Annotated in this window: 25 protein-coding genes; 9 read left to right on the top strand and 16 right to left on the bottom strand. The window is 65.0% G+C overall.

Going from position 1 to position 21,306, the window contains the following annotated elements; translation table 11 throughout:
* Positions 1–7: 7 nt before the first annotated feature.
* Entirely contained in the window at positions 8–544 is a 537-nt protein-coding gene (locus VHK65_13360) for a hypothetical protein (protein ID HVS07134.1), read from the bottom strand.
* A 123-nt stretch (positions 545–667) separates the two neighbouring features.
* Between VHK65_13360 and VHK65_13355 the strand changes: the two genes are divergently transcribed.
* On the top strand, positions 668–1,021 hold the full coding sequence (locus VHK65_13355) for a response regulator (GenBank protein ID HVS07133.1): 354 nt from the start codon (positions 668–670) through the stop codon (positions 1,019–1,021).
* A 9-nt stretch (positions 1,022–1,030) separates the two neighbouring features.
* On the opposite strand, the gene VHK65_13350 is transcribed toward VHK65_13355, so the two are convergent.
* From VHK65_13350 to VHK65_13320, 7 genes are all read right to left on the bottom strand, one after another.
* On the bottom strand, positions 1,031–1,927 hold the full coding sequence (locus VHK65_13350; GenBank protein HVS07132.1) for an ABC transporter permease subunit: 897 nt from the start codon (positions 1,925–1,927) through the stop codon (positions 1,031–1,033).
* A complete protein-coding gene (locus VHK65_13345) occupies positions 1,924–2,823 on the bottom strand; it encodes an ABC transporter ATP-binding protein (protein ID HVS07131.1) in 900 nt (299 codons plus the stop codon). The genes VHK65_13350 and VHK65_13345 overlap by 4 nt, the downstream gene beginning before the upstream one ends.
* Entirely contained in the window at positions 2,820–3,161 is a 342-nt protein-coding gene (locus VHK65_13340; protein ID HVS07130.1) for a GntR family transcriptional regulator, read from the bottom strand. The genes VHK65_13345 and VHK65_13340 overlap by 4 nt, the downstream gene beginning before the upstream one ends.
* A 94-nt stretch (positions 3,162–3,255) precedes the next feature.
* Positions 3,256–3,462, bottom strand: coding sequence for a hypothetical protein (locus VHK65_13335; GenBank protein HVS07129.1), 207 nt, complete (start codon positions 3,460–3,462; stop codon positions 3,256–3,258).
* A 50-nt stretch (positions 3,463–3,512) separates the two neighbouring features.
* Positions 3,513–3,749: a hypothetical protein gene (locus VHK65_13330; protein ID HVS07128.1), complete on the bottom strand. Its 237-nt coding sequence runs from the start codon at positions 3,747–3,749 to the stop codon at positions 3,513–3,515.
* A 12-nt stretch (positions 3,750–3,761) separates the two neighbouring features.
* Positions 3,762–4,382, bottom strand: a complete 621-nt coding sequence (locus VHK65_13325; GenBank protein HVS07127.1) for a hypothetical protein — start codon at positions 4,380–4,382, stop codon at positions 3,762–3,764.
* A gap of 261 nt (positions 4,383–4,643) precedes the next feature.
* Complete coding sequence (locus VHK65_13320) at positions 4,644–4,997, bottom strand: GYD domain-containing protein (GenBank protein ID HVS07126.1); 354 nt, start codon at positions 4,995–4,997, stop codon at positions 4,644–4,646.
* 88 nt (positions 4,998–5,085) lie between these two features.
* Between VHK65_13320 and VHK65_13315 the strand changes: the two genes are divergently transcribed.
* The 4 genes from VHK65_13315 (at position 5,086) to rpoD (VHK65_13300) (ending at position 9,480) form a co-directional block, all read left to right on the top strand.
* The gene (locus tag VHK65_13315; GenBank protein HVS07125.1) at positions 5,086–5,316 is read left to right on the top strand and encodes a type II toxin-antitoxin system prevent-host-death family antitoxin; all 231 of its coding nucleotides are present in this window, start codon (positions 5,086–5,088) and stop codon (positions 5,314–5,316) included.
* Between the two features lie 59 nt (positions 5,317–5,375).
* Positions 5,376–7,235: a DNA primase gene (dnaG, locus tag VHK65_13310; GenBank protein HVS07124.1), complete on the top strand. Its 1,860-nt coding sequence runs from the start codon at positions 5,376–5,378 to the stop codon at positions 7,233–7,235.
* Between the two features lie 73 nt (positions 7,236–7,308).
* Positions 7,309–8,370 (top strand): RNA polymerase sigma factor RpoD, encoded by a 1,062-nt coding sequence (gene rpoD, locus VHK65_13305; protein ID HVS07123.1) that lies wholly within the window; start codon positions 7,309–7,311, stop codon positions 8,368–8,370.
* 18 nt (positions 8,371–8,388) lie between these two features.
* Positions 8,389–9,480 (top strand): RNA polymerase sigma factor RpoD, encoded by a 1,092-nt coding sequence (rpoD, locus tag VHK65_13300; GenBank protein HVS07122.1) that lies wholly within the window; start codon positions 8,389–8,391, stop codon positions 9,478–9,480.
* A gap of 177 nt (positions 9,481–9,657) precedes the next feature.
* On the opposite strand, the gene VHK65_13295 is transcribed toward rpoD (VHK65_13300), so the two are convergent.
* From VHK65_13295 to VHK65_13275, 5 genes are read right to left on the bottom strand one after another with little or no spacing between them, the layout of a single operon-like run.
* Positions 9,658–9,918 (bottom strand): hypothetical protein, encoded by a 261-nt coding sequence (locus VHK65_13295; protein ID HVS07121.1) that lies wholly within the window; start codon positions 9,916–9,918, stop codon positions 9,658–9,660.
* Positions 9,919–9,941: 23 nt separating this feature from the next.
* Entirely contained in the window at positions 9,942–10,973 is a 1,032-nt protein-coding gene (locus VHK65_13290) for a hypothetical protein (GenBank protein ID HVS07120.1), read from the bottom strand.
* A gap of 57 nt (positions 10,974–11,030) precedes the next feature.
* Positions 11,031–12,305, bottom strand: coding sequence for a hypothetical protein (locus VHK65_13285; GenBank protein HVS07119.1), 1,275 nt, complete (start codon positions 12,303–12,305; stop codon positions 11,031–11,033).
* Between the two features lie 53 nt (positions 12,306–12,358).
* Positions 12,359–13,297, bottom strand: coding sequence for a UDP-glucuronic acid decarboxylase family protein (locus VHK65_13280; protein ID HVS07118.1), 939 nt, complete (start codon positions 13,295–13,297; stop codon positions 12,359–12,361).
* Between the two features lies 1 nt (position 13,298).
* Positions 13,299–14,594, bottom strand: coding sequence for a UDP-glucose/GDP-mannose dehydrogenase family protein (locus VHK65_13275; protein HVS07117.1), 1,296 nt, complete (start codon positions 14,592–14,594; stop codon positions 13,299–13,301).
* An 81-nt stretch (positions 14,595–14,675) separates the two neighbouring features.
* On the opposite strand from VHK65_13275, the gene VHK65_13270 reads away from it, so the two are divergent.
* Positions 14,676–15,656: a GDP-mannose 4,6-dehydratase gene (locus tag VHK65_13270; protein ID HVS07116.1), complete on the top strand. Its 981-nt coding sequence runs from the start codon at positions 14,676–14,678 to the stop codon at positions 15,654–15,656.
* Positions 15,657–15,727: 71 nt separating this feature from the next.
* Here VHK65_13270 and VHK65_13265 read toward each other — a convergent pair whose 3' ends face one another.
* On the bottom strand, positions 15,728–15,931 hold the full coding sequence (locus tag VHK65_13265) for a cold shock domain-containing protein (GenBank protein HVS07115.1): 204 nt from the start codon (positions 15,929–15,931) through the stop codon (positions 15,728–15,730).
* Positions 15,932–16,185: 254 nt separating this feature from the next.
* Here VHK65_13265 and VHK65_13260 point away from each other — a divergent pair, with 254 nt between their 5' ends.
* On the top strand, positions 16,186–16,638 hold the full coding sequence (locus VHK65_13260; protein HVS07114.1) for a DUF2269 family protein: 453 nt from the start codon (positions 16,186–16,188) through the stop codon (positions 16,636–16,638).
* 26 nt (positions 16,639–16,664) lie between these two features.
* Here the strand turns inward: VHK65_13260 and VHK65_13255 are convergent, their stop codons facing one another.
* Entirely contained in the window at positions 16,665–17,300 is a 636-nt protein-coding gene (locus VHK65_13255) for a LysE family translocator (GenBank protein ID HVS07113.1), read from the bottom strand.
* Between the two features lie 162 nt (positions 17,301–17,462).
* Here VHK65_13255 and VHK65_13250 point away from each other — a divergent pair, with 162 nt between their 5' ends.
* Both VHK65_13250 and VHK65_13245 read left to right on the top strand, forming a co-directional pair.
* On the top strand, positions 17,463–17,657 hold the full coding sequence (locus VHK65_13250) for a cold shock domain-containing protein (protein HVS07112.1): 195 nt from the start codon (positions 17,463–17,465) through the stop codon (positions 17,655–17,657).
* Between the two features lie 275 nt (positions 17,658–17,932).
* Complete coding sequence (locus VHK65_13245) at positions 17,933–20,683, top strand: EAL domain-containing protein (protein HVS07111.1); 2,751 nt, start codon at positions 17,933–17,935, stop codon at positions 20,681–20,683.
* On the opposite strand, the gene VHK65_13240 is transcribed toward VHK65_13245, so the two are convergent.
* Positions 20,680–21,120 (bottom strand): hypothetical protein, encoded by a 441-nt coding sequence (locus VHK65_13240; GenBank protein HVS07110.1) that lies wholly within the window; start codon positions 21,118–21,120, stop codon positions 20,680–20,682. The genes VHK65_13245 and VHK65_13240 overlap by 4 nt on opposite strands.
* Positions 21,121–21,306: the final 186 nt, after the last annotated feature.

The following is a 21,306-nucleotide window of genomic DNA, read 5'->3' as shown; positions in this document are numbered from 1 at the left end:
GAGCGAATCATGCCGGGAGGAGTCCGGAGCCAGCCGCGCAGCCGGCGATCAACGTGACCGGCAGCAGAACGATGGCGGCCATGCACCAGAAGGGTGGACCGTGCCGTTCGGGGTCCGGTGCCGGGATCATGGCCGCGACGATCGCGCTCGCTAGCAGCCAGCCATAGAGCAGGAAGCCGAAGAAGAGGGAGGCCGTCGCGCCGGCGTCGCGTGCGCGTGGTCCGAAGGCGATGAGGGAGAGGAGGCTGCCCGCCGTGAGCGCCAGGCCGATCAGGCCGCTCCCGATGCCGAGTTGGAGCCGGCGCGGATGTCCGCGCATGCGAAGGATGATGGCGGCCCAGCCGCCGGCGACCACGGCAGGGCCGACGCCGAATGGAATGATCAGCGCGCCGTTGCCCGAGAGCGACCAGCCGTCGCCAGAGATGCGCGAGCGGGTGAGCACAAAGGTCAGGAGCCAGAGAAGAACGCCGGCGAGCGCGCCCGCCAGCGCAATGAGTCCGGTGAAGGTTGGATCGCGCTTGGGGTCGCCAATCGACCCGGCCATTGAGCAGCATGCTACAGCGCCTCCACCCTACCCTCCCCCGCAAACGGGGGAGGGAGATTTTCTCTTAACGGATTTCTAGGCTCCTCTTACGCCCATCTCACTCCGGTTGAGCACCATGGAAATGTGATCGACGCCGTTGCAGACTGGTACGAAGACAGCAGTGACGTACTGCTGATCGCCGGCGACACCGACATCGCCGAGATGTACCGGATGAAGCTGGAGATGGACGGCTACCGCGTGAGCACGATCGCCGACGTTGGTGACTCCACGGCACACGCAGCTGGCTGGAGACCCGACATGGTGTTGCTCGACGTGGGTGCTGGGAGCGGAGCCCAATTTCGCGACCTCCAGCGCCTCCGCGCGGATCCTCTGCTATCGGGCGTTCCCGTACTCCTCGTGTCCAGCCGATCCGAAGAAGAATTGCGGCAACGAGGTTTTACGCTCGGGCCGACCGACTACCTGCTCCGCTCCCTATAGCGCCCGACCTCAGGTCGCGCGCCGCGTCACCCAATAGACGGCGAACCCCAGAATCAGCAATGCCATGCCGGTAAGGATCGCCGCCTCGATCGTCTGAAACGCCCAGAACCGATCGCCCGGCTGGAAGTACTGAACCACGTAACTCGGCTGGCCAGTGCCTGGACCGACGAGATTGCCAAGGAGGTGTCCGGACGAGTCGTAATAATCCGGGAAACCAAGCCACCACGCCGTGGGATCCGCCTGACTGCCAAGCGCGGACAGATCATGCGTGGTTTTCATGACGGGGGCGATGTAGTGGCTGCGCACCAACTCGCCGATGCCAACCCGGACGACGACGAAGCTCACCAGCGTTGCCGCCATCGCCGGGACCGACCGGCCGATCACGGCGCCAAATGCCACACCAAGCGCGAGCGCCAAGAACGTCGCGGCGGGGACCACCGGGGTCTGCTGATCGAAGACGTTCCAGCGGTTGACCTGGGGCCCCTGGACATTGAGGAACACAACTTCGAGGTAGCCAACCAGTGCCGCCAGCGCCAGCAGGGGGACAACGACAAGCACCAGCTTCGTGAGCAGCCAACGCGTCCGCGTGACGCCCTGCGTCCAGGCCAGGTGCTGGGTGCCGTTCTCGATCTCCCGCGCGACGAGCGGCGCACCGATGAACGCGCCGGCCAACGCGGGGAGCACGACGAGGCCGTATTGGAAAAGGTTGAACCGCATGATGGACTGGGCGATCTGGCCGAAGATGTCGCCGGACAGACAGAGGCCGGACCCAACGGTTCTCGGGCAGTTCGGGGCGGCAACCCAGAGCTGGTAGGCGGCGTAGGCCGTGAACGCCCCAACCAACCCTGCGAGGACGAGCGCCCACAGTGCCTCCAGCCGGTGCTGTCTCCAGGTGACCCAGGTCATGATGCCGCCTGCTCGAGCTCGGGCCTCGGCAGCGTTCCGGCCTGGGGCGCTGACAGATACGTGATCACCAGTTCCTCGAGCGGCAGCGGCTCTTCGCGCCAGCCCGCGCCGAGCCCCGGTACCCTTCCTCGGATCCAGAGCGACGACTGCCGCTCGGTGTGGTGGGCTTTGATGAGTTGCGCGCCGCTCAGCCGGACGTCATCGCTGACCCGCGGCCCGACGAGGAGATGATGCGAGGCGAGCAGCGCCTCGATGTCGCCGGCGACCTGGACCTGCCCAGCCGCGATGATGATCAGGTAGTCGCACACTCGTTCCAGGTCGGCCATCACGTGCGATGAGAGCAGCACCGTGCTCCCTTCCTCGGCCACGGCCTCGGTGAGCCGCTGCATGAATTCACGTCGAGCCAGCGGGTCAAGCCTCGCCACCGGCTCATCCAGGAGGAGCAACTCGGGGTGCTTGCCCAGGGCGAGGGCAAGCGCGACCTGCGATCGCTGCCCGCCCGATAGGTGGCTGATTCGCTTGTCGAAGGGGATGTCGAGACTCCGCAATCGCGTCTCAGCCGCCGCCGGATCCCAGCGCCGGTTCAGCTTCTGGCCGAAGCGGAGCATGTCGGCGACAGAAAATCCAGCGTAGAGCGGCGTGTCCTGGGCCACGAAGCCGACCCGGTCGAGCAGGAGCAGCAGCTGTGACTGCGGCGATCGGCCGAACACTGTGATCTCACCGCTGCTCGGCCTGAGCAGACCGGCGGCGAGGTGGAGGAAGGTCGTTTTGCCGGCGCCGTTCGGACCCACCAGCCCCGCGATCTTTCCGGCGGGTACCCGGATTGAGCAGTCACGCAGCGCCCACGTGCGTCCGAATCGCTTGCCCAACCCGGTGGCTTCGATTGGCGCGATCATGCGACGCCCTCCCTGGTTTTTGCGTGAAGCACGTGCGCGACGAGGGCGGCGAGGGTGTCGTCGTCGAGCCCAGCCTCGTGCGCCTTACGAATCCATCGCTCGAGCTCAGCTCGAAGCGAGCGGTAGCTTGATTGGGCGAGGGCAGGCGGCACTTTGGCGGCGACGAATGTGCCGAGTCCGGGACGGCTCACCACGAGTCCTTCATGCTCCAGGTCGCGATAGGCGCGCAGCACGGTGTTCGGGTTGAGCGCGACCTGGGCGACCACCTCTTTGACGGTAGGCAGCTGGTCGCCCGATTTCAGGATTCCAAAGAGCAGCGCCTGCCGGACCTGCTGCATCAGCTGGACGTAAAAGGAAACGCCCGAGTTCGGATCCAGGTGGAACGCGATTAGTGCCAATGTGCTAGCAAATTAGCACAATGGTCTTAGCGTGTCAACAGGGGTGGGCTGGGGGCTCGAGAATGGGGGAGGGGACGATCAGGCTCCGGCGGAAACCACGCGCCAGGTCGACATCCTCTGCCGACGCGATCTGCATCGGCCACGCGGTGAGCGACGCGGCGCGCGGGTTGACGGCCCCTCCCGAAACCAGGTGCGGATGGACAAAGCCCGCCGGCCACACCGCGCTGATCGTGACTGGCAATAGTGCTTTCCCTGTGAGCCGACTCCTCGCCTGGCGGAGTGCCGGCCAGCTCAACACCAGGATCCGATCAGCCCACCGTGACCCTCTGGACCGGGTGGCTGAATCGAGATGTCGGCCAGGACGCCGGTGGCGACGGTAGACAACAGGTCGAAGGCTGTGCGGTAGCGTGTTTCGCGCTCGGGTCCGACGGCGCCCTCGTAGCTATCAGTACGGAGATCTTCCAGGTGGCGCGCGATGCCGTTGAGCCAGACCCGCGCCGTTGCCTGCATCCGCTTGGAATCGTTCACACGGACAGGGTACTAGTCGCCGCGGGGAGCGACCAACAGGATGTGGTCGCGATTCACCAGCATCAGCTTGCGCTCGATGGTGGTGGGCTCGCCGGTGCCGCCGAGGAACGTGGCCGTGGCGTCCGTCACCGCGACGAATTTCGTGGGAAGGTGCGAGAGGACCGCGTCGAGTGAGGCGCCCTGCGCCAGGTGAAGGTAGGCGCCCACGGTGAAACGGTGGGTATGGACCTGGACGTAATGGCGCTCTTTCGGCACCCGTAGATCGAAGTTCGCGTTGACGGCCATCTTGTTCAACGCCTGCCAGAGGGAGCTGCCGTGGTCCTTGTCGACCTCGGAACGGCGTTCGATCGCTTCCGCCGGTGGCTGGCAGATCAACTCGATCCCCGTCTTGTTGATCAGGTATTCGGTCATCGGACCCTTCTGGGTCGCCGCCGACACCGCGCCATGGGTCGTGAGCTCCACATCGGTCAATCGCAGGAAGCCCTCTCGCTCGTTGACAAAATCACTCAGTCGAACCGGAGCGGGCAGAGCCAACCGCCCGATCGCCCCGAATAGGGGCCCGTAGACCTCGACCAGGAACTCGCGGTGGGTAAGCGCGACCGGTTCAAGGGGGCGTGCGGGCTCGATTCTCATCCCCTATATATGTCGCGCGGGGCTAGGAGTTTGCGGTGGCGTAGGCCGCGACCGAGCCCAACGCCAATGCGGCGATCGCCGATCCAATTAAGACCAAACGCTTCATCCAGCCCTCCTTAATTCCCACGCCCAAAATGCGCTCTCAGTAAAGTCGCTGCCCTCAACGTAGCCTGACGGGGGCCTAAAGGGGCAACTTCTTTGGCGGAATGGGAGGGGAGAGGGCGGCCAGCCTGACCGCCCTGCGCGTTTGCGGCCTGTGGTTTACCGAACGCCCGCCGCCTGGCGTGCTCCAGGCGGCGAGTAGGCGGCCTTCGTCGCCTTCGCCTTTTCGAGGACTTTCCGGCCTTCGTCAAGCGAGATCAACTTGATCGTCCGCACGTTCCGAAGCGTCCCGCTGCTTCCAACCGCGACCGAGAACGCTGCCGCTGCGGTATCGTCGGGCACCTCGATAATCCCAAGGAAGTCGTCGTCACCGAAGCTCCAGTAAAACGATTCGAGCTTACCGCCCAGTGCCTCGAGTGCTTTGCTCACGGCGGCGGTTCGGTCGCCAGGGTTGTCGATCATCTTGGACCACGCTTCCGCCGTATAGCCGCCAAGTAGCGCAAATTTCGCCATCGTTACCACCTCCTGGTTAGGCCATCCTACGCCGCCTGAATCGAATTGCTGCATCTCAGTTCACGCCTATGTGCTACATACGTCGTCCATGATCAAAGCGGAGATCCGCGAGTTACGCCAGAATGCCAGTAATCCGATCCGACGCGTGATCGAAGGGGAAACGATCGAGGTGACCGAATGGGGTCGGCCCGTCGCGCGGATCGTGCCGCTCCACGGTCGCAGGGTCATCGACCGGATGGTTGCCGAGGTCGTGACATACGACGCTCGCATAAGCGCTGCTGCCCAAACGCTCGGTCTTCCGGTTATCGCCCCACGCTAGCGCACCCCCACCCCGTCCCTCCCCCGCAAGGGGGAAGGGAGAAAAACTAAGCTTTGGCGATGCCGTCGGTGAAACAGGATGCCGTCCAGGAGATCAAGGATCGCCTTGACCTGGTGGACCTCATCTCGGAACACTTGCGGCTGCAAAAGGCCGGGCGCGACCTGAAGGGGCTCTGCCCCTTCCACCAGGAGAAGACCCCATCCTTATACGTCTCGCCCGAAAAGCAGCTCTGGCATTGCTACGGCTGCCAGAAGGGGGGCGACCACTTCACCTTCATCCAGGACATCGAGCATGTCGACTTCCGCGGCGCTTTGCGGCTGCTCGCCGAGAAGACCGGCGTCGTCCTCGAGGAGTCGCCCGGCGCCGGGCGGCAGCGTGAGCTCAAACGGACCATTGCTCGGCTGAACGGGCTGGCCGCTCAGTATTTCCATCACATCCTGCTCGAGAACCCGGCCGGGCAGCGGGCGTTGATCCAGCTGGAGTCGCGCGGGGTCACCCGGGCGTCGATGACCGAGTTCCAGCTTGGCTTCGCGCCGGCGGGGCAGCGAAAGGACAACCTGGTCCGCTTCCTCCGCAAGCATGGCGCGGCCGACGGCGAGATGATGGAGGCGGGCCTGGCGATCAAGCCCGACGGGGGAGGGGAGCTCTGGGACCGCTTCCGGCAGCGGATCATCATTCCGATCCACGACGAGCATGGCGAGCTGGTCGCCTTCGGCGGCCGGGTGATCGATGACACCGCCCAGCCCAAGTACCTGAATACGTCGCAGACCGCCCTCTACGACAAGGGGCGGACCCTCTTCAACCTGCACCGGGCGCGCAAGTCGATCCACGAGCTGAAGCACGCCGTCCTGATGGAAGGCTACTTCGACGCCATCACCGCCTGGCAGGCGAATGTGACGAACGTGGTCACCACCTCGGGGACCGCCCTCGGCGAGCACCAGGTGCGGCTCCTCAAGCGGGAAACCCAGGAACTCCTGCTGGCCTTCGACCGCGACGACGCCGGGCTGAACGCCACCCAGCGGGCGATCGAGCTGGCATCGAAATCGGGCGTATATATAAAGGTTGTTCGGGTGCCGCAGGGCAAGGATCCGGACGACTACCTGCGGGCCCATCCCGACGGCTGGGCGAACCTGCGGGAGCACGCTCTTCCGGAATGGGAGTACCTGCTGCGCCAGGCGCTGGCGAATCTCGATCTCACCGACGCGCGCGAGCGACGCCGGGGGGCAGAATTGGTGATTCCTGTGCTGGCCAAGATCCCGGAGGCGTCGGTGCTGGAAATCTACGCCCAGCAGGCCGCAGGATGGCTGCGCATTGAGCCAGCCGCCCTGCTTCGCGACGTCCAGGCCTTGAAGTCCGGAAAAGGCGGCCCTCACCCTGGCCCTCCCCCGCGAGCGGGCGAGGGAAATCGGCCGAGTGTGCTTGGGGGCTTTGCCGCTGAGGGAAATGGCGCGACCCAGGCAACGAAGGACGAGGGATACCTCCTGGGGCTCCTGATCGAGCGGCCCGACCTGGTTGCGGAGGTCGCCGGCGAGTTGCAGGCGGTCAGTTTCTCCGCACCGGCCTACGAGCGGGTTTTCGCTAGGCTGCAACAGATGGTTGAAGCCGAAGCAACGGTTCGTCCCACCGACCACCTCTCCGAGTTCGCGGCAGACGAGCAGGGGCTGATTTCGGCGGTCGCCATGGCCAAATACCCCGAGCTGGACAGCGGCTCAGAGGCTGCCCTGAGGCAGAGCCTGGAGCAATGTCTCCAAACACTTAAAATAAACGCCGCCCAACGACGGTTGAAAGCTTTAGTGGCTGACATGCGTGCAGCGCGCGCGGCGGGAGATGAGTCTCGGCTCGTTACTCTCATGCAGGAGAATGACCACTTGGCCCACCAACTCGATGCACTTAAAGACTTGAGAAATGGCCAGGGCTAACCTCAAAGACGCGCCCACGACCAAGAAGGCGCCGCCGCCCGGGGGTGGGAAGCCGAAGCGCTCAGAAGACCCGATGGTCCTGGCCGCCGAGGCCCTGATTGTCAAAGGTAAGGAACAGGGATTCCTCAGCCCCGACGACATCCTCGCGGGCTTCCCCGACGTCGAGCTCGACCCTGACCAGCTGTTCCGGATCTTCAACGTGTTCCGGGACATGGGGATCGAGGTCTCGGACGGCGAGAAGGACTTAGAGGAAGTCGTCGAGATCGACGATGACCTGATTGCCACGATCGAAGCGATGGACTCGGTCTCGCTCGATGACCCGGTCCGGATGTATCTCAAGGAGATTGGGCGGGTGGCACTGCTCAAGGCGGAGCAGGAGGTGACGCTGGCCAAGGCGATCGAGGCCGGCGACGACGACGCCAAGCACAAGCTGACCGAGGCCAACCTCCGGCTGGTGGTCTCGATCGCAAAGAAGTACATCGGCCGCGGCATGTCCTTCCTCGACTTGATCCAGGAAGGCAACATGGGCCTGATCCGGGCGGTCGAGAAGTTCGATTACCACAAGGGATACAAGTTCTCGACCTACGCCACCTGGTGGATCCGGCAGGCGATCACCCGCGCCATCGCCGACCAGGCGCGCACCATCCGCATTCCGGTGCACATGGTGGAGACGATCAACAAGCTGGTCCGGGTCTCCCGCCGCCTGCTGCAGGAACTGGGCCGCGAACCCACCGACCAGGAGATCGGCGACGAGATGGGCATCTCGGCCGAGAAAGTGCGGGAGATCGTGAAGGTCTCGCAGGACCCGGTCTCGCTCGAAACCCCGATCGGCGAAGAGGAGGATTCGCACCTGGGCGATTTCGTCGAGGACAAGGAAGCGACCTCGCCCTCGGATGCCGCCTCGCTGACGATGTTGCGGACGGAGGTGGAAGACATCCTCGACACCCTGACACCGCGCGAGCGGCGCGTGCTGCAGCTGCGCTTTGGCTTGATCGATGGGCACCAGCGGACGCTGGAAGAAGTGGGGAAGAGGTTCGGAGTTACCCGGGAGCGCATCCGCCAGATCGAGGCGAAGGCGCTGCGCAAACTGCGGCACCCGAGCCGCAGCAAGAAGCTGAAAGACTACCTCGAGTAAGAAGAGAGCAGGGGAGGCGTGGGCGTGAAGCCGCATGGCGGCGTCGACCCGATCGTCCTGGCCGCCGAGGCCTTGATCATCAAGGGCAAGGATCAGGGGCGCCTGAGTCCGGACGACATCCTCGCCGGCTTGTCCGGCGCACAGCTTGATCCCGAGGAGCTGATTCAGGTCTCCGAGGTCTTCCAGCAAATGGGGATCCCAATCGCTGATGGCGAGAAGGATCTGCAAGGTGCAGAGCTGGATGACGACCTGATGGCCGAGGCCGCGGAGATGGACTCCGCTGCGATCGACGATCCGGTCCGGATGTACCTGAAAGAGATTGGCCAGTTCGCTCTGCTCAAGGCCGAGCAGGAAGTTACCCTGGCAAAGGCGATCGAGGCTCGCGATGTCGACGCCAAAGATCGGCTGGCAGAAGCCAACCTTCGCCTCGTGGTGGCCATCGCCAAGAAGTACGCCGGGCGCGGCATGTCGCTGCTCGACTTGATCCAGGAAGGCAACCTCGGTCTGATGCGTGCGGTCGAAAAGTTCGACTACCACCGCGGCTTCAAGTTCTCAACCTATGCGACATGGTGGATCCGGCAGGCGATCACCCGGGCGATCGCCGATCAGGCGCGCACCATCCGCGTTCCCGTCCATGTGGTCGAGTTGATCAACAAGCTGGGCCGCTCGAGAAGGCAGCTGCAGCAAGACCTCGGGCGAGAGCCTACCGACGAGGAAATCGGCAGGGAGTTGGAGATCAGCGCCGATCGGGTCAGGGAAATCGAGCGGATATCGCAGAACCCCGTTTCCCTCGAGGCGCCCATCGGCGAAGAAGACGACTCGAACCTGGGCGACTTTGTTCAGGACGGGGAGGCGACCTCGCCGGCTGACGCGGCCGCCCTGACGATGTTGCGAAACGAGGTGGATCTCATTCTTGACACCCTCTCGGCGCGCGAGCGGCGGGTATTGCAGCTTCGATTCGGACTCTTGGAGGGCAATGAGCGAACGCTGGAAGAAGTGGGGCAGCGGCTCGGTGTCACCCGCGAACGAATCCGTCAGATCGAGGCGAAGGCGCTGCGCAAGCTTCGCCACCCGAGCCGCAGCAAGAAGCTGAAAGACTACCTCGAGTAGGGAGACGTTTGTTACCGTCCCCCGCTCGCGGGGGAGCTCGGCTGAGTCCCTGCTAACGAATTAGGACGTCGTGGGCCATGAACCCCTGCCCGTTGTTGACGCTCCACCAGATGTGACCGTCGACGTATCGGGGCGGGGTCGTGTCGATATGGACGGTCGTTCCGTTCGTGAGGCAGGCTACGACCTTGCACTGATGCTGGCCTGCTGGCGGATGTTTGCGCAGCTGCCCGTCACCTGGACCTGATCGTCGTAACCGAGGATTGGGTTGAGGCCGCCCTGTTGACCACAGATGATGGGCGGATAGAGGTGCCAGCCGGTTGCATCGTGGAACAGGTAGGTGAAGCAGGCAGCGCCGCCGCCCGAGCCTCCGTAGCCCATCTGCACATACGCGGCATTGAACCCCGCATTCGGATCGGTGTTGCCGGAGACCTGCGCCATTAGGGGGGAGGGCAGGGTGGGGGCTAGTGGCAGCCGCCCGCGGGCGCGACGTCCCCTGAGGCGACCTGTGCCAGCTTCTTGATGCCGGTCGCTGGAGTGTAGAGCGAGATGCTGCCGGCGGCATCGCCAAGCCAGATGCCGCGGGCATCGGTAACCGGGTGAATGTAGTTGCTCAGCGAGGGAACCGCGGACCCGGGCGCCGTGAGGAGGATGGTCGCGGAATTGGCGCCGCCGATCAGGAGGAGTTGCGGGGTCTGGTACTTCCACACCGTAAGGATCGGATGTCCCGAACCGTCAGCCCCGGCAACCGTGAACTCGATGTCCGTGCGCTTGTACCACGACACGATTGCCCCGGTCTTGAGGTCCATTCGCAGCAGCCGGCTACCCGGGCCGGGACCGTGGCCCGTTAAAGGCTCGCTCGTGCCCCACGCACCGCCGCCGCTGATGTACTGCCAGCTATGTGTGGTGTCAATCGCGCGGACGCTTCCATTGGCTGGATCGAGCAGCCAGAGGCCCACCAATCCGGCCGGCCCGTTGGGCTGCGCTTCGAGGTACACGCCCTCCGTCTCATAGTCCACGGCGAGCCACGAGCTGTCGGTCGGGGGTGTCCCGGCATTGAAGGCATGCGTGGCGCCGGAGGGCAGATCGACAACATGAATTGGACTGGCATCGACGGCCGGTAAATCTGCGTAGGCATAGTGCTTGCCGTCTGGAGAGATTTGATCGCGCGTTACCGGTACCCAACGCTCGACCGCCTTGTCGTAGCTCTTCGACAGTGGGAAACCCGAAGGGCCGTGCGGCAGGCTGACGTTGGCCTTCGGGTCGGGCTGGTAGCGACCGCCCGGGAAGGTGACCCAGCCGGCATCGTTTTGGGTAACGACCGGTAGCTTGCACGTGAGGCCTTGTGGCGCCGGTGTAGCGGTCGTCGTGCTGGCCTGGCTCGGGCCCTGGGTCGGCGTGGCGGTCGGGTTGGCCGATGCGGATGGCGATGCGGGCTTAATGCCGGCGTTTGATGCCTGCCGACCGCAGGCGCTCATCAGGACAAGCACCAACACAGCCGAAACGTAAAGACCCCTCTTCACGGCTGGGTCGTATCGTAGCGGTTCTTGACTCTACTGAGGCTGTGCCCACAACAGCGCCCAGGGGTTTAACGCGCCTTTCACTTCGGCGACCGCTCCGGTGATTGGATCGATCTGCCAGAGCTTGCTGTTCCCGGACTCGGCAGCGTAGAGCCACTTGCCGTCGGAGCTCAGCCGCATGGTTTCGGGCTGATATGACTCGAGGTAGCGGGCACGAACCTTGAGCGTCGTCGTGTCGATGGCGACCAGGCCGTGATCCGCGACGGCGTAGAGCGTGCGGCCGTCGGCCGAGAGCGCAGCCCCACCGATACGCGGTCCCTTGGCGTCGGCACTGATCACACCCCCACCCTGACCCTCGCCCTGAGGGGGAGGGGGATTAGAGGCGACGGAAGCCGTATGCACGATCTTGGGCGGTTGTCCGGTCGCCATCACCGCCACCGTTCCGAGGGAGGCATTGGCGGCGTAGACGGAGGCGCCGTCGCGGCTGACCGCAAGCGCCCAATGGAACTGCTTCTCCATGTCGTTCGGAGCCTTGGACGGCAGATCGATACACCAGGCGAACTGCTGACCGAGGGGTAGCGCGTGAATGAACGGCCCGGCCTGGCGGAGGTAGACCGTGTAGACATAGTTGCCCGTCGCGTCGGCGGCGCTGTCGCCGCGGATGCCGTTCATCGGTTCGTTGGCCTCACGCTTGTCAGCGATGACTTGAGACGTGAGCGATCCCGCGGCGACGTCGTAGAGTCGCACCCGGTAGTGATTCGGATCCGTCATCTTCTGGATCAGGTACAGGCTCTTGCCGTCATTGCTGAGCGCGTCGAAGACGAAGTCGCCGTTGACCTGGATGCTTTTGAATGAATCGGTGAGCGAGCTCGAGCCCACCAGGAAGTAGGTCGTGATCGCGCCGCTGGCTTGACCCTGGCTGGTCAGGGTGAGCCACTGGCCGTTTGGCGAGATTCCCGCGGTCGGGCCCTGGAACGCGATGTTGGGAAGCGAGTACCCGGCCGGAACGGTCACCTGAGCCAGCGTGCTTCCGGATGCGGGATCGAGCGCCATGAGTCGCGCGCCTCCTGAAAGCTGGCTGACCGTGTAGTAACGGGACCAGTCGGGAGCCGGGGTCCCGAGCGGCAGCTCGCGTTCCACGGTCCCGGTTCCCGAATCGAGCACCTTTACGGTCTCAACATTGTTCGAGAAGCCACTCTCGAGGAAGATCCGGTATCCGCCGGCAGCCGGGTGGCTGGAACTGATGCGGCCGCAGGCGGCCAGGATGGAAACGGTGAGGATCACGAGGACGATCAGGCGACGGCTCATCGGCACACCTCCAGACCCTATACATCTGGGGGCCCGGATCGGTTCCCTGAGGGCTAGGCCTTGGCCAGGCGTTCGCGGAAGTAGGCGATCGTCTTGACGAGGCCGGCGTCGAGCGACGTTCGCGGTTCCCAGCCGAGGAGCTCGCGGGCGCGGGTCAAATCGGGGCGGCGCTGCTTTGGATCGTCTTCAGGGAGTGGCTTAAACACGACCTGACTCGAGCTGCCGCTCAAGTCCCGGATGCGGGTGGCGAGCTGGAGCATCGTGACCTCGTGGTCGGTCCCAAGGTTGACGGGCTGCGCGTAGTCAGTCGCCAGCAGGCGCACGATGCCCTCGATGAGGTCCTCGACGTAGCAGAGGCTGCGGGTCTGCGAGCCATCGCCATAGACCGTCAGGGGTTGGTTGCGCAGCGCTTGGGTCAAGAAGTTAGGGACCGCGCGCCCATCGTCGATTCGGATACGAGGCCCGTACGTATTGAAGATGCGCACGATGCGGGTGTCCATCCCGTGGGCGCGGTGATACGCCATCGTGAAGGCTTCCGACGCTCGCTTGGCCTCGTCATAGACTGCGCGCGGGCCGACCGGGTTGACGTTCCCCCAGTAGGTTTCGGGCTGAGGATGAACCATGGGGTCGCCGTAGACCTCAGAGGTGGAGGCCAGGAAGAAGACCGAACCCTTAGCCCGCGCCAGCCCCAGCATGTTATGGGTGCCGAGGGTGCCGACCTTCAAGGTCGCAATCGGATGGTCGGCGTAGTCGATCGGTGAGGCGGGTGAGGCGAAGTGCAGCACTGCGTCCAGCGGGCCTTCGACGTAAAGCGGCTCACTGACGTTGTGCTGGAGAAACTCGAACGACGCGTGGTGGCGGAGGGGCGCAATGTTGTGAGCTGCGCCGGTAACCAGGTTGTCGACGCAGACGACCTTCCACCCGTCGGCCAGCAGCCGCTCGCAAAGGTGCGACCCCAGGAAGCCTGCCCCGCCGGTGACGACCGCACGCAACTTAGGAGCGGCCGACGCCGCGGTAGACGAAGCCGCGATCCCGCATGGTCTTCGGGTCGAAGATGTTGCGGCCGTCGACGATCACGGGACGTCGCATCAGACCCTTGATGCGATCGAGGTCGAGCTGGCGAAACTCATCCCACTCGGTCACGATCAGTAAGGCATCGGCGCCCGCCGCCACGGCATAGGGGTCTTTGCAGTACTGGATCGAGTTCATCTGGGCCTTCAGGACAGGCATCGCCTTGGGATCGTAGGCGCGGACCTCGGCCCCTTTCTGCAATAGGTTCTCGATGACATCGATCGCGGGCGCCTCCCGCACGTCGTCGGTATTCGGTTTGTAGGCGAGGCCAAGGATGCCGATCACCTGGCCACGCAGTCCGCCGAGCACTTCGCGCAGCTTCTCGACAACGAGCGTCCGCTGGTCCAGATTGATCTCCATCACGGCGTCGAGCAGCTCGGGGTGGTAGCCCATCGTCTCGGCCATCCGGGCCAGGGCCTTGACGTCCTTGGGGAAGCAGGAGCCGCCGTAGCCGATGCCCGCGTCGAGAAAGAGCGGACCGATGCGGCGGTCCATGCCCATCCCCTCGGAGACCACCTTGACATCGGCGTCAACGCGCTCACAGATGCGGGCCATCTCGTTGATGAAGGAGATGCGGGTGGCGAGGAAGGCGTTCGACGCGTACTTGATCATCTCGGCGGTGTGGAGATCCGTGATCAGGATCTTGGTGTCGAGCTTGCTGTAGAGGGCGGCGACCGATCGAGCGGCTCCCTCATCATGGGAGCCAAAGACCAGCCGATCCGGATGCATGAAGTCGTGGATGGCACTGCCTTCACGAAGAAACTCGGGGTTGGAGACGACATTGAAGGGGATCTCGTCCCCCAGATTTTCGCCCACGATCCGGGCGACGATATTTCCCGTTCCAATCGGCACGGTGCTCTTGTTGACGATGACCACCGTCTTTTTCATCGCGCCCGCGATGGCCTTGGCCGCCTGCTTGACGTAGACGAGATCGGCCTCGCCCCGACGGCCCGGCGGCGTGCCGACCGCGATGAAGACGAAATCGGCGTGCGGGATGCCAGCGTTGTAGTCGCTGGTAAATACCAGCCCGCCACCCTTCAGGGTCTCGGTCATCAAGTCGGCGAGGCCGGGCTCGTAGATCGTCGGCTCGCCGGAACGGAGCCGCGCCACTTTGGCCTCGTCGATGTCGACGCCGACCACCTGGTGACCCAGCTTCGCCAGGCAGACGGCGGTGGTCAATCCAACGTAGCCGGTGCCAATAACCGCGATGGCGCTCATGTCTTCGAGAGTGTAACGAAGGAGGTTCGCGAAGGAGGCCCCGAGGGACAAGATCGAGGATACGCCGACGTTTTTCCCGCAGTGGGCAAGCTCCGGATCCGCCACCTCCTGGTCGCTGGTGGCGCCGGGTTCCTCGGGTCGACGTTCGTGCGTGACCGGCTCCGCGCCGACCCTGAGATCCTGATCACCGTCCTGGACGCCGTCCGCCGGCCGGGTGCCGGGGCGGACCTGGCCGACCTCGCCGATGACCGGCGGTTCAAACTGGTCAGGGGCGATGTCCGGGATCGGGCGATGGTCGACCGGCTGGCGGAGGCGGCCGACGCCATCGTCAACGTTGCCAGCGAGGAGTTCACCGAGAGTAGCGCGTCGGACGGGCCGGCGCTCGCCCGTACGGATATCGAGGGAACGGCCGTGCTGCTCGATGCGGCCCGCAAATTCCAACACCAGCGGTTTCTGCTGGTCAGTTCCGGCGAGGTCTACGGGCCCCTCAAGTCGGCGCCCAGCCGGGAGGTAGATCGGACCGCCCCGCGAACTCTGGCGGCCGGGGCAAGGGCCGCCGCCGAGACCCTGGCCAGCGCCTATTACGCCGGCTATGGCGTCCCGGTCCTGATCACGCGCGGTGCCGCGGCCTATGGCCCACGGCAGCCGGTGACCCAGCCGGTTGCCAGCCAAATCACGAGCGCGCTAACCGGCCACCCCGTCGTCGTCGACGGCCACGGCTCGGCGACTCGGGACTACCTCCATGTCGATGACCAGGTGGCGGGAATCGCGCGTGTGTTGTGGAAGGGCGAGCCGGGAAACGTCTACAACATCGGAGCCGGGGTCCAGGTCAGCAACAGCCAGCTGGCCGACGCGATCTTCGAGAGCTGCGGCAAGCCCTCCTCCCTCAAGCGCCTCTCGAAGGACGGACCTGACCGGTCGTACGCGATGGACACGAAAAGGATGCGGCCGCTTGGCTGGGACCCGCAGATCACGTTCGCCGACGGGATCCGCCTGACAGTGGATTGGTACCGACGGAACGAGGTGTGGTGGCGGCAGCGCGACTCCGCGATAGCCTCCTAGAACCAGCTTCCAACAGATCCCACAAAAAAAGGGCGCCCCGCAGGGCGCCCCTGTCGAACGTCGAGCTCCGGCTAGGCGGCGCGGACGTGATTCGCCCGCGGTCCCTTCTGGCTCTGCTCGATGTCGAAGCTGACGGCCTCGCCACCGCGCAGGCTGTCGAAGTTCAGCGAGGTGTCCACGCCACTCTGATGGAAGAAGTATTCCTTGCCATCATCGGCGGCGATGAACCCAAATCCGCGGTCGGACACGATTTTCTTTACGGTGCCTTTTGGCATTGCCCGTTCTCCTCCTCTCGAACACCGAATTGAACGCATCGGCCCTGTTCGAGAGAGAAGAATGCCGGCCGCACGCGAGATCACCCGAAGGCCGGGCGAACGGCTGTACTTTAGCACACCGCTCGGAAAGGGGGAAAGGGCCCTCTGGCGGAGGCCGAGCGTGAGTCGCCTAGGCTATTCCCTCCCCTTTTGGGGGAGGGCAGGGTGGGGGCCGAGGCTGGATACTGGCCGGAGACGAAGTCAGGGAGGGAATCATGAGCTGGTACAGCCTGCTGAAGTTCGTTCATGTCCTGCTGGCGATCACCGCCGTCGGGAGCAACATCACCTATGCGGCCTGGAACGCGCGGGGCGCGATGGAACCGCAGCACCTGTCCTTCGCGCTGCGAGGGATCAAGTTCATCGATAACCGGGTGGCGAACCCCGCCTACGGACTCTTGTTGATAACCGGCCTAACCCTCGTCGCCGTGGGGCAGTGGGGCTTCAAGGGTTGGATCGTTTTCGCACTGATCCTCTTCGTCATCCTGATCGTTGTCGCCGTGGGCTTCTACTCACGGGTCACGAACCGGCAGATCCAGCTGCTCGAGGCAGAAGGCGCATCATCGCCAGCCTACCGGCAGGTTGAGGGCCAGGCGCGACTGTACGGCATCATCAGCGTCGTGATCGTGCTCCTCATCGTCTTCATGATGGTTGTCAAGCCGTTCCCGTAACCGTAAGCGCTGGCGACGGCTCGTGATCAGCGCCGTTCGGTCGCGAGCCTCAAGCCAAGGCCGACCAGGACCAGCCCGGTGGTCGCCTCGAGAGCCCGCCGGACCCGATCGCGCCGAAGGAAGTCGCCGATGCGTGCCACCACGATCGCGTAGAGCGTCAGCCACGCGAGCGTGATTGAGCAGAAGATCAGCCCCAGCAGGAGGAGGCTGACGAAGGCGCCCTGGCCGCGGGTCACGAACTGGGGAAACAGGCTGAGGAAGAAGACGACGATCTTGGGATTGCTCAGGTTGCTGAGCAGCCCCTGCCGGTAGGCGACCATCCGCCGCAGCCGCGCCCGGGGGGCGACGGTCGTCCCATCCGCTTGCCGCGGGCGCTGGAAGATGGCAGCCCGTAAGGCCTGCAGCCCGAGAAAGATAAGGTAGGCAGCGCCGATCAACCGAATCGCCAGAAAGAGGGGTTGCGACGCGACCAGGAGGGCGGCCAACCCCGCACTGGAGGCGACGGTCCAAGCGGCCAGGCCGCTGACCACACCCGCGGCGGTCGCAATCCCCCCGGCGCGGCCGCCGACGAGCGTGTTCCGAATCGTGAGCGCCGTGTCCGGGCCAGGCGAGAGGATCACCAGGAGGGCGATGCCGACAAATGCGGGGAAATTCGTGATCATCAGTCGACTGTAGCCCCGGGGAAATCCTAAAGCGAGTTTCAACTGATGGTTGTCGGGGTAGAAGACAGGGTGCATCCGTCCGGGGTGCGCTCGCCGTGGGCCCCGCTCGAACAGGCCTCGACAGCGCGAGGCAGTACGTTCGGGAAAGGAGGTCCACACCAAATGTCTGGAACCATCAAGAAGCTCGTCGCCGAGCGCGGATTCGGGTTTATCACCGCGGAAGACGGCAACGACTACTTCTTCCACCGCAGCGGCAGCGTTGATTTCGATCGTTTGGATACCGGCGCCAAGGTCAGTTTTACGACTGAGCCCAGTGCCAAGGGTCCGCGAGCGACCAACGTTCGCGCCGAGGTCTAACTAGAAGACCAAGCCCCCACCCGATCCTCCCCGAACGTCTCAAACGCTCGCTTGGCACTAAAGCGCCGCTCGCGTGGGCCGACGGGCCCGGCATGCGGGGGAGGGAGGAAGGGTGGGGGTTTTTTTCTGCCCCTCCACCCGCAAACGACGGGGCGATTCCCGCCGCCACCTAGGTAGCCGGCGCCTTCTATTCCCGGCAGTCACCGAGTGGTGACGCGCGGGGCGGAAGGAACTGCTTCACAGGATCGTCACACCGAAGGAGCTCGGCCCAATCCATGCCTGCACGCCATCGCCTGCTGCGACCCTACGGTGCTCAGCACGCCAACCGTGACTTCCTCGTGGCCTCGGCCCTTGCTGCCCTGCTAACGATTGGCTTTGGGGCGTGGATGGCGCTGCGGCCCGATGGCGACCTCGCGAGCGATGCCGTCCGCCGCTTCGGGGAAGCTGGCGCCGCGCTGATCGCGGCGGTGGCCTGCATGGTCGCCGCCACGCGTCATTCCGGCCGTTCGCGGTTCGCATGGGTGTTGCTGGGGACCGGGGCGCTGGCCTGGGCAACGGGCGAGGGCGTGGGCGCCTATTTCGAATTCATTGGACAGCAGCTCCGCTACCCGCCACTCACGGACATCGGCCATCTCGCGGCCGTGCCGCTCGCGGTCGCTGGCATCGCGGTGTTCCCCGGGCGTCACCGGCCCGCCTCCCGACTCGCCTTTCTGCTGGACGGCGCAATCCTTAGCGGGGCCCTGGTCCTGATCAGCTGGGCGACCGTGCTGGGGAGCGTCTTCCACGCCCACACTGGCGTCGGGCCGTCCGCCGTGACGGGCCTGGCCTATCCGATCAGCGACATCGTGATGGCGGTCATGGCCCTGCTGCTCGTGGGTCGGACCGCGGGCGCCGGTCGCCTTCCCTTGCTGCTGGTGATGACCGGGATCTTCGCCAACCTGCTGGCGGACAGCGCTTCCGTGTACCTGACGAACGTGACCGGAGACGCTCCGCCCGCCATCATGGCGACGGGCTGGGTCGCCGGCTTTCTCTTGATGGCGCTCGGCGGAGTTCGAGCCGCCCTGCTGGCCGGGTCAGCAACCCGGGCTGACGATCGGCCGCCCGCCCGCTGGACGATCGTGCTTCCCTATGTCCCGGTGTCGGTGGCCGCCGTGATCGCCGTGCTCAAGAATGTCAGCGGACCGCCGGAGGCGCTGCTGCTCTGGGACCTGATGGTGGTCGTCGCGCTGGTCATCGTCCGCCAGTTCATCGTCATCGCGGACAACCAGACCCTCAGCCAGAAGGTGGCACTGCAAACGGCCGCGTTGCGGGACAGCGAGGAGCATTTTCGATCGCTGGTGCAGAACTCGGGTGACGTCGTGGTCCTCGCCGATGCCGATGGTGTGGTTCGCTTCGTCAGTACGTCGATCGACCGCTTCTTCGCCTATACCTCGACCGAGCTGGTGGGCCAACCGTTTAGCACGCTGTTGCATCCAGACGACCAGGCCGGGTTCGCCGGCGGCCTGAAGAAGGCGCTGACGGCGTCGGCGCTCCCGGTTGCGGTGGACTGCCGGTTCCGGCACAAGCTGGGGAGCTGGACCCACTGCGAGGTCACGATCACGAACCTGCTGCACCGTTCGAGTTCACAGGCCCTGGTCTTGAACATCCGCGACGTCACCGACCGCAAGGAGATGGAAGATCGCCTTGCCTACCTGGGCGCCCACGACCCGGTGACGAACCTGCCCAACCGGATGGCCTTCCGCAAGCTCATCGACGAGGCGCTCGAGCGAAGCGCACCCGGACGTGCGATCGCCGTGCTGGCCCTCGACATCGACGACTTCAAGCTGGTCAACGATGCCCTCGGGCACCGCGCCGGCGACGACGTCCTGGGCATGGTGGGGGGGCGCCTGGGAAAGATCGTGTCGGCGGGCGATGTCGTGGCGCGCATCGGCGCGGATGAGTTCGGGATCTTGATGAAAACCGTTCTCAACGACGATCAGCCGTCCCACCTCGCGGAGCGCATCTTCCAGCACTTCCGCGCTCCCTTCAAGGTGGAGGAGCGCGAGATGGTCATGCGCCTCAGCATTGGGATCGTCGCGCAGGGGGCGCTCGAGGATACGGCCGAGAATTTGATGCGCAATGCCGACCTCGCTCTCAATGCTGCCAAGACGCGCGGGAAAGGGAGGTACGAGCGATACGAGCCGAAGCAGCACGCCGCGGTCAGCGATCGGATGGAGCTGGAGTCGGACCTGGGTCACGCGCTCGAGCGGCGGCAGTTCGTGCTCCACTACCAGCCGACGGTCCGGCTGGGCGATGGGACGATCATCGGCTTCGAGGCCTTGGTGCGGTGGAATCATCCGCGCCGCGGGTTGCTGTCGCCCGGCGACTTCCTCGGCCTGGCCGAGGAGACGGGGATAATCAGCGCCCTGCAACGGTGGGTGCTGGGACAGGCCTGCGCCGACGGAAAGCACTGGCAGCTCACCTATCCGGTGGAGCCGGCGCTGCAGATCAGTGTCAACATCAGCCAGCACGGGCTGGTGGAGGCCGACCTCGTGGCTGACGTCACCAACGCCTGCATCGCGGCCGTCTTTCCACCCGAGCGGCTCATCCTGGAACTGACGGAGGGCGCGACGCTGGAGGGCAGAGCGACGGTATCGCGGCTGCTCGAGCTGCACGAACGCGGGGTGAGTGTCGCGCTGGATGACTTCGGCGCACACGCGGCGCCGTTGAGCTCGCTGCGTGACCTGCCGGTGGACATCGTCAAGCTGGATCATTCATTCGTCGCTCGAATGACCACCAGCTCGACCGACGCCACCGTCGCCCAGGCGGTCATCGAGCTGGGCAACAAGCTGGGCATGATCACGATCGCGGACGGGATCGAGCGCGCCGATCAGCTCGCCGCGCTGCGGGAAATGGGCTGCCTGGCCGGGCAGGGCTACTACCTCTCGCGTCCCCTGCCGGCTGCGGGTGTTGAGCGGCTGCTCGCCGCATGCGGCGGCGATGGGGGACTCATCCTCCCGACCTTCCGGCTCGAGCGCGCAAGCTAGCGTCCCGCGAACTGCGTTCCGAGAACGCTGGTCAGGAGACTCACAACGGCGGCATCGCCCCCGACGTACAGGGCCAAGACGCGCCCCTTGAGGAAGAAATGGGGCGGTGCGACCCAGCTGATCTGCGTGGTCGCCGTTCCGCTGCCATCGCGGCGGATGCGATTCGCATCCGCGCTGGCCGCCGAAGCCGACCCGTATTCAAACAGCTGCAGGTCGGCCGGGATGGTCAATGGGCCGCCGCTGAGGCGGACGGTCGTCCCTGACTGCGGGTTGAGGAACGGCTGCGAGACTGTGCCCGAGATGTCGACGGTGACGGTCTTGCGGAGCGCGTCAATCAGGCTGACCTGATCTTGGACCGCGCCCCCATGGCTTTGCGGGCCCTGCGCCGTTCCGCAAGCCGTCAGCGCGAGGGCGACGAGAACCAGCAGCCGCTTCATGTTCCTCAAGACGACGGATATCGGAAAAAGTTCCCGGCGAGACATTTTCCCTCCCCGGCTTGCCGGGCCCGTCGGCCCACGCGAGCGGCGCTCGGGGCCTCGCCCCACGCGAGTGGCGCTTTAGTGCCGTACGAGCGTTTGAGAGGTTAGTGCCAAGCGAGCGTTTGAGACGTTCGGGGAGGGTGG

Source organism: Candidatus Dormiibacterota bacterium (assembly GCA_035544955.1).
Classification (GTDB): Bacteria; Chloroflexota; Dormibacteria; order CF-121; family CF-121; genus CF-13.
This window is presented reverse-complemented; position numbering and strand designations above follow the sequence as displayed.